Origin of the sequence: Streptomyces sp. NPDC060205 (assembly GCF_042728395.1) — a bacterium.
Lineage (GTDB): Bacteria > Actinomycetota > Actinomycetes > Streptomycetales > Streptomycetaceae > Streptomyces.
On sequence record NZ_JBHWZP010000035.1, the window covers coordinates 18099 to 33188 of the forward strand.

At 71.3% G+C, this 15090-nt stretch carries 12 protein-coding genes; 3 read left to right on the forward strand and 9 right to left on the reverse strand.

Annotation, left to right across the window (positions count from 1 at the left end):
* Positions 1 to 13: 13 nt before the first annotated feature.
* Genes ACFWGJ_RS09050 through ACFWGJ_RS09060 form a run of 3 tightly spaced genes read right to left on the reverse strand, consistent with a single transcriptional unit; the run spans position 14 to position 1990 of the window.
* Entirely contained in the window at positions 14 to 322 is a 309-nt protein-coding gene (locus tag ACFWGJ_RS09050; protein ID WP_387322009.1) for an AzlD domain-containing protein, read from the reverse strand.
* The gene (locus ACFWGJ_RS09055) at positions 319 to 1098 is read right to left on the reverse strand and encodes an AzlC family ABC transporter permease (RefSeq protein ID WP_387322035.1); all 780 of its coding nucleotides are present in this window, start codon (positions 1096 to 1098) and stop codon (positions 319 to 321) included. Before ACFWGJ_RS09055 ends, ACFWGJ_RS09050 begins: the two co-directional genes overlap by 4 nt.
* 16 nt (positions 1099 to 1114) lie before the next feature.
* Complete coding sequence (locus ACFWGJ_RS09060; protein WP_387322011.1) at positions 1115 to 1990, reverse strand: AraC family transcriptional regulator; 876 nt, start codon at positions 1988 to 1990, stop codon at positions 1115 to 1117.
* Between the two features lie 361 nt (positions 1991 to 2351).
* On the opposite strand from ACFWGJ_RS09060, the gene ACFWGJ_RS09065 reads away from it, so the two are divergent.
* The 3 genes from ACFWGJ_RS09065 to ACFWGJ_RS09075 all read left to right on the forward strand — a co-directional run bounded on the left by ACFWGJ_RS09065 (position 2352) and on the right by ACFWGJ_RS09075 (position 9214).
* Positions 2352 to 7340: an ATP-dependent helicase gene (locus ACFWGJ_RS09065; RefSeq protein ID WP_387322013.1), complete on the forward strand. Its 4989-nt coding sequence runs from the start codon at positions 2352 to 2354 to the stop codon at positions 7338 to 7340.
* Between the two features lie 177 nt (positions 7341 to 7517).
* On the forward strand, positions 7518 to 8327 hold the full coding sequence (locus tag ACFWGJ_RS09070) for a DNA-formamidopyrimidine glycosylase family protein (RefSeq protein WP_387322015.1): 810 nt from the start codon (positions 7518 to 7520) through the stop codon (positions 8325 to 8327).
* 122 nt (positions 8328 to 8449) lie between these two features.
* Positions 8450 to 9214 carry an SDR family NAD(P)-dependent oxidoreductase gene (locus ACFWGJ_RS09075; RefSeq protein ID WP_381833877.1) on the forward strand — a complete coding sequence of 255 codons (765 nt, stop codon included), beginning with the start codon at positions 8450 to 8452 and terminating at the stop codon, positions 9212 to 9214.
* Positions 9215 to 9781: 567 nt separating this feature from the next.
* On the opposite strand, the gene ACFWGJ_RS09080 is transcribed toward ACFWGJ_RS09075, so the two are convergent.
* The 6 genes from ACFWGJ_RS09080 to ACFWGJ_RS09105 form a co-directional block, all read right to left on the reverse strand.
* The gene (locus ACFWGJ_RS09080; protein WP_387322018.1) at positions 9782 to 10252 is read right to left on the reverse strand and encodes a Dps family protein; all 471 of its coding nucleotides are present in this window, start codon (positions 10250 to 10252) and stop codon (positions 9782 to 9784) included.
* Positions 10253 to 10576: 324 nt separating this feature from the next.
* Complete coding sequence (locus ACFWGJ_RS09085) at positions 10577 to 10951, reverse strand: helix-turn-helix domain-containing protein (RefSeq protein WP_107022501.1); 375 nt, start codon at positions 10949 to 10951, stop codon at positions 10577 to 10579.
* A gap of 109 nt (positions 10952 to 11060) precedes the next feature.
* The gene (locus tag ACFWGJ_RS09090; protein ID WP_387322021.1) at positions 11061 to 11606 is read right to left on the reverse strand and encodes a CinA family protein; all 546 of its coding nucleotides are present in this window, start codon (positions 11604 to 11606) and stop codon (positions 11061 to 11063) included.
* On the reverse strand, positions 11603 to 12469 hold the full coding sequence (pgsA, locus tag ACFWGJ_RS09095; RefSeq protein WP_387322023.1) for a CDP-diacylglycerol--glycerol-3-phosphate 3-phosphatidyltransferase: 867 nt from the start codon (positions 12467 to 12469) through the stop codon (positions 11603 to 11605). The genes ACFWGJ_RS09090 and pgsA overlap by 4 nt, the downstream gene beginning before the upstream one ends.
* Positions 12466 to 13947 carry a 30S ribosomal protein S12 methylthiotransferase RimO gene (gene rimO / locus ACFWGJ_RS09100; RefSeq protein WP_387322025.1) on the reverse strand — a complete coding sequence of 494 codons (1482 nt, stop codon included), beginning with the start codon at positions 13945 to 13947 and terminating at the stop codon, positions 12466 to 12468. The genes pgsA and rimO overlap by 4 nt, the downstream gene beginning before the upstream one ends.
* Before the next feature lie 127 nt (positions 13948 to 14074).
* Entirely contained in the window at positions 14075 to 14932 is an 858-nt protein-coding gene (locus ACFWGJ_RS09105) for a helix-turn-helix domain-containing protein (protein WP_387322027.1), read from the reverse strand.
* Between the last annotated feature and the right edge of the window lie 158 nt (positions 14933 to 15090).

Genomic DNA, 15090 nt, shown 5'->3' on the forward strand with positions numbered 1-15090 from the left:
ACCCCACTCCGCCTCAACCGGACATGGCCCGCACCCCTGCCGTCACCACCACAGCCGCAGCGACGACCACCAGGAAGGGAGCACGCAGCAACAGCGCCACGGCGGCCGCCGCAAGCCCCGCGGCCTTCGCGTCCAGCACAAGGAGACGGCCGTCGGCGAAGGTCTGCTGGGCGGTCAGGGCGGCCAGCAGGGCGACGGGCAGCAGAGCGGCCAGCCGCTGGACGAGCGGCCGCTCCAGAACGCCCGCGGGAATCAGCAGCCCGATGAGTTTCACCGCATAACAGCCGACAGCGGTCACACCGATGGCGATCCAGACGTTCAACGCTTCTCCTCCACCACGTCCCGCCCACCGACGGACTCCGTACGCACCCTGCGCCGACCGTGGACCCACAGGGCGACCGGAGCGGCCAGCGCAGCCACCAGGACGGGAACACCGGCAGGCAGGACGGGCAGCAACCCAAGCCCGAGAACGACCGCAAGACACGCGACGACACGCTCCAGGGCCGTCCTGACCATGGGCGCGAGCAATGCCAGGAAAACGGCCGGCCCGGCCGCGTCGAGCCCCCAGACATCGGTGTCCCCGATGGCCTCGGCACCCAGCGCGCCAAGCAGCGTGGTCAGGTTCCACAACACATACAGAGACAGTCCGGTCACGGTGAACCCGATCCGCACACTGCGCCGCGTGGGCTGCGCGAGAGCCACGGCCGTGGTCTCGTCGATGACCCACTGAGCGGCGAACGGCCGCACCGCGCGCGGGAGGGCCAACAACTGCGACAGCCGAAGTCCGTAGAAGGCGTTGCGCACCCCGAGGAAGAACGCGCCCGCCGCGGCGGCGAACGGATTACCGCCACCCGCCAGCGCCCCCACGAGGGCGAACTGCGAGGCACCGGTGAACACCAGAAGACTGAGAGCACAGGTCTGCAGCACGGTGAGTCCGCTACCCGCCGAGGTCACCCCGAAGGCAAACCCGGAAAGCCCGACAGCCACTCCCACCCCGAGCGCATCCCGCACGACAGCGGCATCAGCTTTCCCACGCGGCGCATCCGCCCGTACACCTACCCCACCCCTCGCATCCCCTACGCCCGCTCTGTCCGTTATGCCCGCGAAACCTGTTTCATCTGCCACGCCTGGGACGGTAGAGGGGCCCTTCCCGCGAATCTTGTACGTTCTTGCGCTCGCGCTGGTAGGCCCCCGGCGGCACACCCACGATCCGGGTGAAATGCCGGCTGAGGTGCGACTGATCGGTGAAGCCCACGGTCAGCGCCACCTCGGCAGGCACGATCCCCGCGTCCAGGAGCCGACGCGCACGCCGCACGCGCACATCGGTGAGCCAAGCGTGGGGCGGCATGCCATAGGCGTCGCGAAAGGCACGCAGCAACGCGAAGGAACTGGTCCCCAGATCCCCGGCGAGCCGCTCCAGAGTGGGCGGCCGCACGATCCGCTCTTCGAGAACGGCACGCGCGCGTGCCGCCACCCGGGCCCCCGCCGTCCGCGGAACCCGCTGAGGCAACGTTCCCCCGTTGACCCTCAGCAGCCGGGTGACAGCCACCCGCAACAACGTGTCGGCGGCCAGCGCATTGCCCTCATCGGCGGCGCGCAACACCTGATGCACCAGCCCCACGGCATACGGATCATCGACGACCGGACGCACAAAACCGGGCGCACCACGAAGAACGACGGTCTCGGCGGCGATCTCCGCCACCAGCTCGGGCGACGGATAGACAGCCCCGTACCGCCACCCCTCGGGAACACCGGCACGCCCCGTGTGCGGAGTATCGGGATTGACCAACGCGAGAGCCCCGGCCCCGGCGTACTGATCGCCCCCACCGTGATGGAAGACCTCCACCCCGTCCGAGATGGCAGCGATGACGAAGTTCTCATGCGTATGCCGCACAAAGGTCTTACGAACATACCGAGCACGCAGCAGATCGACACCGGGCAGCTCCGCATACTGCCAGTGCCGAGCCAGCTCCTGCCCCACACCCGCCATGCAGCCATTCTCCGCCACCCCACCAAACGACAGAGACCACTCCCCAGCCCCAGCCCCAGCCCCAGCCCCAGCCGAGGCCTACCCGCAGACGCCGGACGACAGCGAGGGCCTACCCGCAGACGCACGACGACAGCGAAGGCCTACCCGCGGACGCCGGACGACAGAAGGGGCCGGTCCGGGGGTATCCGCCCGCAGCGGCTGGCGCGCAACGGGAGCACTCAAAAAACACACAGCATCGCGCCAGACCGAGGACGGATACCCCCGGACCGGCCCCGCCCCCACCGAACAGGCAAGCGCTCCGGGCCTGCCACCTCCCCCGCAGGTCAAAGCCATTGTCAGTGCCCGGGTGCAGGATGGACGCATGGTCAGCCACGCACACCGAGCCCTGGACGGCTTCTCCCCCGCGACCCGCGCCTGGTTCACGGGGGCCTTCTCCGCGCCCACAGAAGCCCAGGCCGGCGCGTGGAAGGCCATCGGCGAGGGCTCGGACGTGCTGGTGGTGGCCCCGACCGGCTCCGGCAAGACCCTGGCCGCATTCCTGGCCGCACTGGACCAGCTGGCCTCGACCCCACCCCCCGCCGACCCCAAGAAGCGCTGCCGAGTCCTCTACGTCTCCCCACTCAAAGCCCTCGCGGTGGACGTGGAACGAAACCTCCGCAGCCCCCTGACCGGCATCCGCCAGGAAGCCGTCCGCCTGGGCCGGCCCGAGCCCGAGGTGAAGGTCGGCATCCGCTCGGGCGACACCCCACCCGCGGAGCGCCGCACCCTGGCCACCCGCCCCCCGGACATCCTGATCACGACTCCCGAGTCACTGTTCCTGATGCTCACCTCGGCCACGCGCGAGGCGCTGACGGGCATCGAGACGGTGATCCTGGACGAGGTGCACGCGGTCGCGGGCACCAAGCGCGGCGCCCACCTCGCCCTCACCCTGGAGCGCCTCGACGAACTACTGCCGAAACCGGCCCGCCGGATCGGCCTGTCCGCAACGGTCCGCCCGGTGGACGAGGTCGCCCGCTACCTCTCCCCCCACCGCAAGGTGGAGATCGTCCAGCCCCCCTCCGGCAAGGAATTCGACCTCTCCGTGGTCGTACCCGTCGAGGACCTGGCCGAGCTGGGCGGCTCCCCGGTGGCCGACGCCAACGAAGGCGCGGAGAAACCCTCCATCTGGCCGCACGTAGAAGAAAAGATCGCCGACCTGGTCCAGTCCCACCGCTCGACGATCGTCTTCGCCAACTCCCGCCGCCTGGCGGAGCGCCTCTGCAACCGCCTCAACGAGATCGCGTACGAGAGGGCGACGGGCGAACCCCTGGAGGAGCACCACTCCCCCGCCGAACTCATGGGCGGCTCAGGCGCCACCCAGGGCGCCCCCCAGGTCATCGCCCGAGCCCACCACGGCTCGGTCTCCAAGGAGCAGCGCGCCCTGGTCGAGGAGGACCTCAAGGCAGGCCGCCTGCCCGCGGTGGTGGCCACTTCCAGCCTTGAGCTGGGCATCGACATGGGAGCGGTGGACCTGGTCATCCAGGTGGAGTCCCCGCCCTCGGTGGCATCGGGCCTCCAGCGCGTGGGCCGCGCGGGCCACCAGGTAGGGGCGGTCTCCACAGGCGTGGTCTTCCCCAAGTACCGAGGCGACCTCGTCCAGGCCGCGGTGGTCACCGAGCGCATGCGCACCGGCTCCATCGAGTCCCTCCGCGTCCCGGCGAACCCCTTGGACGTGCTGGCACAGCAGATCGTCGCGATGACGGCGCTGGACACGTGGCAGTACGACGACCTCCTCGCCACGGTCCGCAAAGCGGCACCGTTCGCCTCGCTCCCCGAGTCGGCGTTCACGGCGGTCCTGGACATGCTCGCCGGCCGGTACCCGTCGGACGCCTTCGCGGAACTGCGCCCACGCGTCGTGTGGGACCGCGTCGCCGGCACGGTCACGGGCCGCCCCGGCGCCCAGCGCCTGGCCGTCACCTCCGGAGGCACGATCCCGGACCGCGGCCTCTTCGGAGTGTTCCTCGCCGGCTCCGACCCGAAGAAGGGCGGCGGCCGGGTGGGCGAACTCGACGAGGAGATGGTCTACGAGTCCCGGGTGGGCGACGTCTTCACCCTGGGGACCAGCTCCTGGCGCATCGAGGACATCACCCGCGACCGCGTCCTGGTCTCCCCCGCGCCCGGCGTGCCGGGCAGGCTGCCGTTCTGGAAGGGCGACCAGCTCGGACGCCCGCTGGAGCTGGGCCGCGCGCTGGGCGCGTTCCTGCGCGAGGTCGGCTCGATGTCCAAGGACGAGGCCCGCCCACGCCTCCTCTCCGCGGGCCTGGACGCCTGGGCCGCGGAGAACGTCCTCTCCTACCTGGCCGAGCAGCGGGAGGCCTGCGGCCACATCCCGGACGACCGCACCATCGTCGTCGAGCGGTTCCGCGACGAGCTGGGCGACTGGCGGGTGGTCGTGCACTCCCCGTTCGGCGCGCAGGTCCACGCCCCCTGGGCGCTGGCGCTGGCTGCCCGTCTCTCCGAGCGGTACGGCATGGACGCGCAGGTCATGCACGCCGACGACGGGATCGTGCTGCGCCTCCCGGACGCCGACCTGATGAGCCTGGACCTGCTGGACCAGGAGCCCGTGAAGCTCGGCGCGGAGTACGACGCCGAGCAGGCCCCCGTGGGCGCGGCTGACATCGCCTTCGACAAGGGCGAGGTCAACCAGATCGTCACGGACCAGGTAGGCGGCTCGGCCCTGTTCGCGTCCCGCTTTCGCGAGTGCGCGGCCCGCGCGCTGCTGCTGCCGCGCCGCAGCCCGGGCAAGCGCACTCCCCTGTGGCAGCAGCGTCAGCGCGCCGCACAGCTGCTCCAGGTGGCCAGCGAGTTCGGCTCCTTCCCGATCGTCCTGGAGGCGGTCCGGGAGTGCCTCCAGGACGTCTTCGACGTACCGGGCCTCGTCGAGCTGATGGGCGACCTGGAGTCGCGCAAGGTCAGACTCGTCGAGGTCACGACCCCGGAACCGTCCCCGTTCGCCCGCTCCCTGCTGTTCGGCTACGTCGCCCAGTTCCTGTACGAGGGCGACTCGCCCCTCGCCGAGCGGCGCGCCGCGGCCCTGTCGCTGGACTCACGCCTGCTCGCCGAACTGCTGGGCCAAGCGGAGCTGCGCGAGCTTCTGGACGCGGATGTCCTGACAGAGCTGGAGCGTGAGCTGCAGTGGCTGACGGAGGACCGCCGCATCAAGGACGCCGAGGGTGTCGCGGACCGGCTGCGGATGCTCGGCCCGATGACCGAGGCCGAGCTGTCCGAGCGGGGAGCGGATCCGCAGTGGGCCCGTGACCTGGCCGCGGCCCGCCGCGTGATCCAGGTCAGGATCGCCGGGGCGGACCACTGGGCGGCGATCGAGGACGCGGGCCGGCTGCGCGACGCGCTCGGCACCGCGCTGCCCGTCGGCGTCCCAGAGGCTTTCACCGAGCCGGTCAAAGACCCACTCGGTGACCTCCTCGCCCGGTACGCGCGCACGCACGGCCCCTTCACGTCGACCGCGGCGGCGGCACGCTTCGGGCTCGGTGTGGCGGTCACCGAGGGCGTCCTGCAGCGGCTCGCGGGCAGCGGCCGTGTCGTCCAGGGCGAGTTCCATCCGGCGGGCATCGGCCAGGAGTGGTGTGACGCGGCGGTGCTGCGCAGACTGCGGCGCCGTTCGCTCGCCGCGCTGCGCCATGAGCTGGAGCCGGTGCCGCCGACCGCACTGGCGCAGTTCCTGCCGCAGTGGCAGCACCTGGGCAGCGGGCACGGCCTGCGCGGCCTCGACGGACTCGTACGCGCGGTGGAGCAGTTGCAGGGCGCCTCGGTACCGGCGTCCGCACTGGAGAAGCTCGTTCTGCCGTCCCGCGTCTCGCACTACGCTCCCGCGATGCTCGACGAGCTGACGGCCGCGGGAGAAGTGGTGTGGGCGGGCGCCGGCGCACTGCCGGGCAAGGACGGCTGGGTGTCCCTGTACCTGTCGGACGCGGCCCCTCTCCTCCTGCCGGCCCCGCACCCCCTGGAACTGACGGCGCTCCACCAGTCGGTCCTGGACGCCCTTTCCGGCGGCTACGGCCTCTTCTTCCGCCAGATCACCGACCAGGTCCGGGCCACCACGCACCCGGGGGCCACCGACCCCCAGCTGGCTGACGCCGTCTGGGACCTGGCGTGGTCGGGCCGCCTGACGAACGACACGCTCGGCCCGATGCGCTCCCTGCTGGGTTCGGGCCGCACCGCCGGCTCCACCGCGCATCGCGCGAAGCGCACGGTGCCCCGAGGGAGGTACGGAAGCCTGACGGCGTCCGCGCGCCCCACCTCGCGTACGGGCCCGCCGACCGTGGCGGGCCGCTGGTCACTGCTGCCCGACCAGGAGCCCGACGCCACCGTGCGGGCGCACGCCCTGGCCCGCACCCTGCTCGACCGGCACGGGGTGGTCACCCGTGGCGCGGTCGCCGCGGAGGGCGTCGAGGGTGGCTTCTCCGCGGTCTACCGCGTCCTGTCCGTCTTCGAGGAGAGCGGCCAGGCGCGCCGAGGCTATGTGGTGGAAGGGCTGGGGGCCGCGCAGTTCGCGATGGACGGCGCGGTGGACCGGCTGCGTGCGGCGGCCACGGCACGCGAGCGCGGCGAGTCCCTTCCGGAGCCGGCTTTCGCGGGTGCTCCGGCGCTCGGTCATTCCGGCGCGCCCACCCCGAACCCCTTCGACGGCTCCGCCGGACACCCGGACCCCTTCGACGGCAACCTGGACTTCCTGTCCACCGACACGGACACAGGCACAGGCACAGGCACAGGCACAGGCACAGGCACGAACAACGACCCGTACTCCTTGAACGGCGCTTCCGCACGCCCTTCCGGCTCCCGCCCGGGCTCCTCGGCAGCCGGGTCCGGGCGAGGTTACGCGTCCCCGTACGCCGACTCCCCCCGTTCGGCCCCGCAGGCGTTCCCCGGCGGCCCTTCCTCCCGCACCCGTGCGAGCAGTGCGAACCGCGCTGTCGTGCTGGCCGCCGCCGACCCCGCGAACGCCTACGGCGCGGCGCTCCCCTGGCCGGAGCCCCCCACCGGTGCCGGCCACAAGCCCGGCCGCAAGGCAGGCTCCCTGGTCGTGCTGGTGGACGGCGAACTGACTCTCTACATGGAGCGAGGCGGCAAGACGCTCCTGGCCTGGCCCGCCACCCCGGACGAGGCGACCCTGCACGACGCCCGTCTGCGCACGGCCGCCGAGGCGCTCGCCGCGTCCGCCGGCGCGGGTGCCCTCGGCACGGTCACCGTGGAGCGGGTGAACGGCGCCTCCGCGCTGACGTCCGAGTTCGGCACGCTCCTGGAAGCGGCCGGCTTCCACGCGACCCCCCGTGGCTTGCGGCTACGCGCTTAAAAGCACCCACGGTGGGACACCCAACCCAGCCGACCCACCCCACCCCAGACCACAACCAGCCAACCCCACCCCCAGACCACAACCCACCACGCACCACCCACCACGGACCACCCGCCACTCACCACCCGCCACCGACCCACAAGACGCCCCCACCCACCCCATGCCACCCTGGATCCCATGCCCGAAGGAGACACGGTCTGGCAGGCCACCCGGCGCCTGCACAACGCCCTCGCGGGCCACGTACTGACCGTTTCCGACCTCCGGGTCCCCAAGTACGCCCTGACCGACCTCACGGGGCGCAAGGTCCTGAGCGTCATCCCGCGCGGAAAGCACCTGCTCACGCGCGTCGAGGGCGGCCTGACCCTCCACTCGCACCTGCGCATGGACGGTTCCTGGAAGATCTACGCCCCGGGCGAGCGCTGGCGCGGCGGCCCCGCCCACCAGATCCGCGCGATTCTCGGCACCGAGGAACGCACGGCCGTCGGCTACCGCCTCCCCGTCCTGGAACTGCTCCACACCGCCGACGAGGACCGCGCGGTCGGCCATCTCGGCCCCGACCTCCTCGGCCCGGACTGGGACCCCGACAAGGCCCTCGCGAACCTCCTCGGCGACCCCGACCGCGCCCTCGGCGAAGCCCTCCTCGACCAGCGCAATCTCGCCGGCATCGGCAACGTCTTCAAGAGCGAGATCTGCTTCCTGCTCCGCGTCACCCCCTGGCTCCCCGTCGGCGCGCTCCCCACCGAGTACGCCGCCCACCTGCCGACGGTCTCCAAGAAGCTCCTGGACTTCAACCGCGAGCGTCCCACCCGCGTCACCACCGGCCGCAGCGACCAGACCCTGTTCGTCTACGGCCGCGCGGGCCGCCCCTGTCTGCGCTGTGGCACCCGGATCCGCGTGGCGAACCAGGGCGACGGCTCCCGCGAACGCCCCACGTACTGGTGCCCGTCCTGCCAGCCGGGCCCGTCCCCGCAGCCCGGCCGACGGTGAGGTCGTACGCCGTTCCCGACGCCCGCCCCGCCCCACTCAGCCCCGCCAGGTGAGATCGGCCCCGCCCAAGCCGCCCCGCAAGACCAATTGACGACCCGTCAGATCGCTCGTACGTTCCCTGCATGCCCGTCATGGCGTACGACCTCACCGGACGCACCGCTTTCGTCACCGGCGCGGCGAGCGGCATAGGCCGCGCCTGTGCCGTGCTGCTCGCGGAGGCGGGTGCGGCCGTCCACTGCGCGGACCGGGACGCCCAGGGTCTGGACGAGACGGCGGCCCTGATCAAGGACGCGGGCGGTACGGCCCGTACCCACCCCCTCGATGTCACCGACCGCGTCCGGCTCGACGAGGCGGTCGCGACCTGCGCGCGCCTGGACGTGCTGGCCGCTGTCGCGGGGATCATGCACAGCAGCCCGGTGCTGGAGACGCGCGACGAGGACCTGGACCGGGTCCTGGGGGTCAATTTCAAGGGCGTCCTGTATGCCTGCCAGGCGGCGGCCCGTTCGATGCTGGCCGCCAAGACACGCGGCAGCATCATCACGATGGCGTCGGGAGCCGTGGACACCGGTGGGCCGGGCCTGCTCTGCTACGGAGCCGCGAAGGCGGCCGTCGTCCAGCTGACGAAGACCCTGGCGACCGAGATGGGCCCGCACGGCATCCGGGTGAACGCGGTCGCACCGGGCTGGATCCGTACCCCCATGACCGACCGCCACGACGACGGGGCTCAGGCGCGGACGGAGGCGTTCATGGCACGGATGTCGCCGCTGGGCCGGGTCGGCGAGCCCGAGGACATCGCCCACGCGGTGCTGCACCTCGCCTCCGACGCCTCGACGTTCACGACGGGCCAGATCATCCGCCCCAACGGAGGCGTGGCGATGCCTTGGTGAAACCCGCACCCCCCACAGACACCACAGGCACCGCAGGCACCGCAGACGCCACGGGCACCACAGACGCCCCAGACTCCACGCACACCACAGGGCCTACAGGCTCACAGGCACCACAGAACCAGCCGAACAAGCACCTCAGTAGGGTTCACCCCGCTCCAGCACCGGCCCACGCCACCTCCGCCAAACCCCGGAAGCCCGCCGCATCCACTGATCGGACCCCGCCGCCCCCACGGCCCGCCCCTTGGGCACGCAGTGCACCGGAAGGAGGCTCAGCCCCCATCCGCCGGCCGCGACCGCCCCCTCCAGCACACCGGCATCGGCGGCGAAGGCCAGCCGTATCACCGCCCACCACCACAGCCCTCCGGCACCCAGAGCAAGCCCCCACCTGCCTATTCGCCCGACCCGCCCCATCCGTTTCGTTCGCCCAGTCATGGCACCGCCTTCAGCCCGACGCTAGACCGCCGCGTTTCCCTCTCGACAGGGCGCACCAGCACAACGGGAGCGCGCCGGGCGCACCAACGGCTCCCGTCCCGTCGCGGCACGCCCCGAACCGAAGCGACCGCGCCGCTACCCGTTCTCCGCCTGGAACATCCAGTGGTGCTTCTCCAGGTCCGCGGTGATCTGGATGAAGATGTCCTGGCTCACCGGGTCCGCCTCGCCCGTCGCCTCCACCCGCTGACGCATTCGCCCGATCACGGCTCCGAGGGCGTCCACCAGGGTTCCCACCGCGTCGGTGTCCTTCACCCAGCCGTCCTTGACGGATCCGATCCCGCTGCTGTGCGCGACGGTCGCGGCCCGTCCGTCGGGCGAGACGCCGAGCGTGGAGGCACGCTCCGCCACGGTGTCGGAGTGCAGCCGGGCGGTGTCGACGACCTCGTCGAGCTGGAGGTGGACGGACCGGAAGCGCGGGCCGACCACGTTCCAGTGGATCTGCTTCGCCACGAGCGACAGGTCCACCAGGTCGACCAGGGCGCCCTGCAGCGCCTCGGACACGGTCTTCAGATCGGCATCGGACAGCGGGCTCTTCACGACGTACATCGACATCCTCCGGTCAGCAGCACCCCCGGCCTTGCCCCCGACCTCCACCATCGCCGCCCCGACCGATACCGGCAAACGCGACAAAGCCACCTCTCCCCGGAAGCCGCGCCTCCCTCTTCCCGGAAGCCGCGTCCTCGACGCAACGCAGAAACCCCGGCCGCGCTCCCCCGGGTCTCCCCGGAGAAGCCCCGGCCGGGGCTCTCGCACAGTTCTTCTCAGTGCCGCTGTCAGCTCTTCCCAGTGCCGCTGCCGGCGCTGCGAACGGCGCTCTCCTCAGCCCACGGACGTGGACCGATTCAGCTCACAGGCGTGAGCCGGTGAGCGTCACGCGGCGACGACGTCGACCGCCTCCGCAGGCGCCTTGATGGTCACCCGTTCCGGCGGCACACTGCTCACCGAGACGGAGTTGAGCCTCGGGCGTACCGGTGTGGGTACAGGCTCGGTGGCCGCTGCCGACTGGGCCAGCTCGGCCAGAGCGAGTTCGTCGCTCACTTCCCGCATGAGCTCGGACATCCGTACGTCCAGCGCGTCGCAGATCGCGGAGAGCAGTTCGGAGGAAGCCTCTTTCTGCCCCCGCTCCACCTCGGAGAGATAGCCGAGTGAAACTCGGGCGGACGAGGAGACTTCGCGCAGAGTACGGCCCTGGCGCTGGCGCTGCCGACGCAGCACGTCACCAAGCAGGCGACGGAGCAGAATCATCGGTGGCTCCCTCCTCGGTCCGCGTAGCCGCATCCTTCTCGCCCCACCGTACCGCCTTGCGCCGCGGCCGTGCGGGGAGCGATGTCGTGTTCACTCAGGGCTGCAAACATCAAAACCCCCCGTTCTGTTCCGTATCCTGTGCCCGATCATTCCCAGGGTGTTCGCTCACAAGCCGCTCCAGAAGCAGGGCGAGCACGCTCCGTACACTCTCCATACGGATTTCCGTCCGGGAGCCGTTCAACCGCAACGCGGACACTTTCCCGCCAAGAGCGCGTTCATGCGTCGTCCCGGACGGCCCGTCCACGGCGATGTATACCGTGCCGACCGGCTGCCCGTCCTGGGGCTCCGGGCCCGCGACTCCGGTGGTCGATATCCCCCAGTCCGCGCCGAGGACCTTGCGGGCGCCGGCCGCCATCTGGGCCGCGACCTGCGGATCCACCGCTCCGCGCTGATCCAGCAGGGTGGCGTCGACGCCGAGTACGTCACGCTTGAGGTCGGTGGCGTAGGCGGTCACCGAGCCGCGGAAGGCCTTGGAGGCGCCGGGCACCGCGGCGAGTTCCGCGGCCACCAGACCGCCGGTCAGCGACTCGGCGACAGCAAGGGTCTCGCCCCTCACTGTGAGTAGTCGCAGCACTTCGGCGGCCGTGGAGGTCACGCCTGCGCCTCCTCGGCGGCGGCCTTCCGCTCGGCGATTCCCTCGCGCCGCAGCACAATGGCCTGTCTCACATAGTCGGCTCCGGTGACGACGGTCAGAGCGACCGCCCCGGCCATCACCCAGAACCTCAGGGTCGCCAGCGGCCCCGTCAGCGCCAGGACGTACATCCCGACGGCGATGCCCTGCGTCAGTGTCTTCAGCTTGCCGCCGCGGCTGGCCGGGATCACGCCGTAGCGGATCACCCAGAAGCGCAGCAGGGTGATCCCGAGCTCCCGCCCGAGGATCACCGCCGTCACCCACCACGGCAGATCGCCGAGGTAGGAGAGACAGATCAGCGCCGCCCCCATGATGGCTTTGTCGGCGATCGGGTCGGCGATCTTCCCGAAGTCGGTGACGAGGTTGTACGTCCGCGCGAGGTGGCCGTCGAAGACGTCCGTGATCATGGCGACGGCGAAGGCCGCCCAGGCCCACGCCCGCCACACGGGGTCGTAGCCGCCGTCGGCGAGCATCAGCGCCACGAAACCCGGCACGAGTACGAGCCGGAGCATGGTGAGCAGATTGGCGACGTTCCAGACGCTGGCCTGGTTGACGGCCGCGTCGATCAGCTTGCCGCCGCGCGGCGGCTTCGGACCCTGAGCACCGGATACGCCCGTACCGGACGTACTCGTACCGGAAGCGCTCGTACCGGAGCCGACGGCTCCCGAACCGGTGACTCCCGAACCGCTGACTCCCGAACCAGTGATTCCCGAACCGGAGGTTCCCGTACCGGAGATCCCCGCGCCAGGGGCGCCCGGAGCACCGGCGGCACCGCGTGTACCGGGCGCGCCGGAGCCGCCCGCCGCAGGTGCCGGGACTCCGGTCATCTGGCCGCCTCCTCAGTACATACGAGCGAGCCCGGGAGCGGCTCGGCCACCAGGTCGACACCTTCCGTACCGACCACCTTCGCCTCGACCATACGGCCGACGGTCAGTCCTTCGCCGCTCGTGAACACGACCTGGCCGTCGGTCTCGGGGGCCTGGTGCGCGGCGCGCCCGTGGGCGGGCTCGCCCTCGGCGACCGATCCGAGGGACTCGACCAGCACCTGGAGGGTCTCGCCGACGCGCTCCTCCGCCCGCTGGGAGACCAGTTCCTCGGCGAGCCGGGACACGCGCGCGAGGCGCTCGGCGACGACGTCCTCGTCCAGCTTGTTCTCGTACGTGGCGGCCTCGGTGCCGTCCTCGTCGGAGTACCCGAAGACACCGATGGCGTCCAGGCGCGCGGCCGTGAGGAAGCGCTCCAGCTCCGCCAGGTCCTCCGCGGTCTCGCCGGGGAAGCCCACGATGAAGTTCGACCGCACACCGGCCTGCGGGGCCTTGGAGCGGATCGTGTCGAGGAGCCCCAGGAACTGCTCGGTGTTCCCGAAGCGCCGCATCGCGCGCAGCACTCCGGGGGCGGAGTGCTGGAAGGACAGGTCGAAGTAGGGGGCGACGTTCGGCGTGGAGGTCAGTACGTCGATGAGTCCGGGGCGCATCTCGGCGGGCTGGAGGTAGCTGACCCGCACCCGCTCGATGCCCTCGACCTCGGCCAGCTCGGGCAGCAGCGTCTCCAGGAGGCGGATGTCGCCGAGGTCCTTGCCGTACGACGTGTTGTTCTCGGAGACCAGCATGACCTCCTTCACGCCCTGCTCGGCGAGCCAGCGCGTCTCACCGAGGACGTCGCTGGGGCGGCGCGAGATGAAGGAGCCGCGGAAGGACGGGATGGCGCAGAAGGAGCAGCGCCGGTCGCAGCCGGAGGCGAGCTTCACGGAGGCCACCGGGGAGCCGTCGAGCCGCCGGCGCAGGGGCGCACGGGGGCCGGACTCGGGGGCGAGTCCCTCGGGGAGGTCGGCGGGGCCGTGTCCCGGAAGGGCGACCTCCGCTCCGGCGTCCTGGCGCTCGGCGGGGCTGATCGGCAGCAGCTTGCGCCGGTCGCGCGGGGTGTGGGCGGCGTGGATGCCGCCGTTCAGGATGGTCTGGAGCCGGTCGGAGATGTCGGCGTAGTCGTCGAAGCCCAGTACGCCGTCGGCCTCGGGCAGGGCCTCGGCCAGTTCCTTGCCGTACCGCTCGGCCATGCAGCCGACGGCGACGACCGCCTGGGTTCTGCCGTGACCCTTGAGGTCGTTGGCTTCCAGGAGGGCGTCGACGGAGTCCTTCTTGGCGGCTTCGACGAAGCCGCAGGTGTTGACGACGGCGACGTCCGCGTTCTCGGCGTCCTCCACGAGGTGCCAGCCGTCCGCCTCCAAGCGGCCTGCGAGCTCCTCCGAGTCCACCTCGTTACGGGCGCAGCCAAGGGTGACGAGTGCGACGGTACGGCGTTCAGGCATGGGCTCAAGACTACTTCGTCCCACCGACAGCCCACGTCGACGGGGTTGGCCGATCCTGGCCAACCCCGTTCCCGCCTGCCCGAGAGGCCGGGCGGATGTACGAACAAGCGCCTCTCGGTACGCCGGCTCAGCCGACCTCGGGGTCGCCCTTCGTGTACGTCAGGCGCTCCACCTGGCCGGGCTGGAACTCGTCGTCGATCTTTTTGCCGTTCACGTACAGCTGGATGGCGCCCGCGTCGCCGAGGACGAGGTCGACCTTCTCCTTGTCCTGGAAGGTCTTGGAGTCGCCCTGCTCCAGGAGGCCGTCGAAGAGGAGCCGTCCGTTGTGGTCCTTGGCCGAGATCCAGCTGCGGCCGTCGGGGGCGCTGACCTGGACGGTGACCTTGTCCTGCGGCGCGGCCGCGATGGCGTCGGACGGGTCGGTCTTCGGGGTCTCCTGCTTGGTCGGCGTCGGCTTGGTCTTGACGGGCTTGCTCGCGGTGGGCGTCGAGCCCTCCGCGACCTGCGTCGTCCTGCCGTCCTCGTCGTCGCCGCTGAACATCGTGAATCCGACGAAGCCGATCACGGCGACGATCGCGGCGACCATGGCCGCGGTCCAGTTGGGGCCCCGGCGCTCGGGACGGATCCGCTCCGCCTCGAACATGGGTGCGGCCGGGGTCGGCGCGGGCCGCCCACCGTGGTCCGCGTCGTAGCGCGCGAGCAGCGCGGCGGGGTCGAGACCGACGGCGCGGGCGAGCGTCTTGATGTGCCCGCGCGCGTAGACGTCGCCGCCACAGGGGCCGAAGTCGTCCTGCTCGATCGCGTGCACGATGGCGATACGGACCCGGGTGGCGTTACTGACGTCGTCGACGGTCAGCCCCGCCGCGATGCGCGCCTGCCGCAGGGCGTCGCCGACCGAAGGCCGATCGTCCTCTACGGAGGGGCGCTCGTCCTGAGGGGAGTTGTCGTCAGAGGAGTGGTCGTCAGAGGAGTTGCCGATGGACACGGGGGCGCCTTTCGAGCGTAAAGCCACCTGTGCTGGGGGTTCAGTCTAGGGGGGGTGCGAAAGGGTGGGGCAACCGGGCGGTAGGACTTTGTACGCCATCAGAATGGCCGGTCATCCTGATGCTGGGACATGGCTCTGTCCCCTCCCTCAACTTGACG

Coding starts and splice junctions, on each gene's coding strand:
- pgsA (WP_387322023.1), bottom strand. CDS start 12,469: ATGACCGGAGTCCCGGCACCTGCGGCGGGCGGCTCCGGCGCGCCCGGT.
- ACFWGJ_RS09070 (WP_387322015.1), top strand. CDS start 7,518: ATGCCCGAAGGAGACACGGTCTGGCAGGCCACCCGGCGCCTGCACAAC.
- rimO (WP_387322025.1), bottom strand. CDS start 13,947: ATGCCTGAACGCCGTACCGTCGCACTCGTCACCCTTGGCTGCGCCCGT.
- ACFWGJ_RS09065 (WP_387322013.1), top strand. CDS start 2,352: ATGGTCAGCCACGCACACCGAGCCCTGGACGGCTTCTCCCCCGCGACC.
- ACFWGJ_RS09085 (WP_107022501.1), bottom strand. CDS start 10,951: ATGATTCTGCTCCGTCGCCTGCTTGGTGACGTGCTGCGTCGGCAGCGC.
- ACFWGJ_RS09060 (WP_387322011.1), bottom strand. CDS start 1,990: ATGGCGGGTGTGGGGCAGGAGCTGGCTCGGCACTGGCAGTATGCGGAG.
- ACFWGJ_RS09075 (WP_381833877.1), top strand. CDS start 8,450: ATGCCCGTCATGGCGTACGACCTCACCGGACGCACCGCTTTCGTCACC.
- ACFWGJ_RS09080 (WP_387322018.1), bottom strand. CDS start 10,252: ATGTACGTCGTGAAGAGCCCGCTGTCCGATGCCGATCTGAAGACCGTG.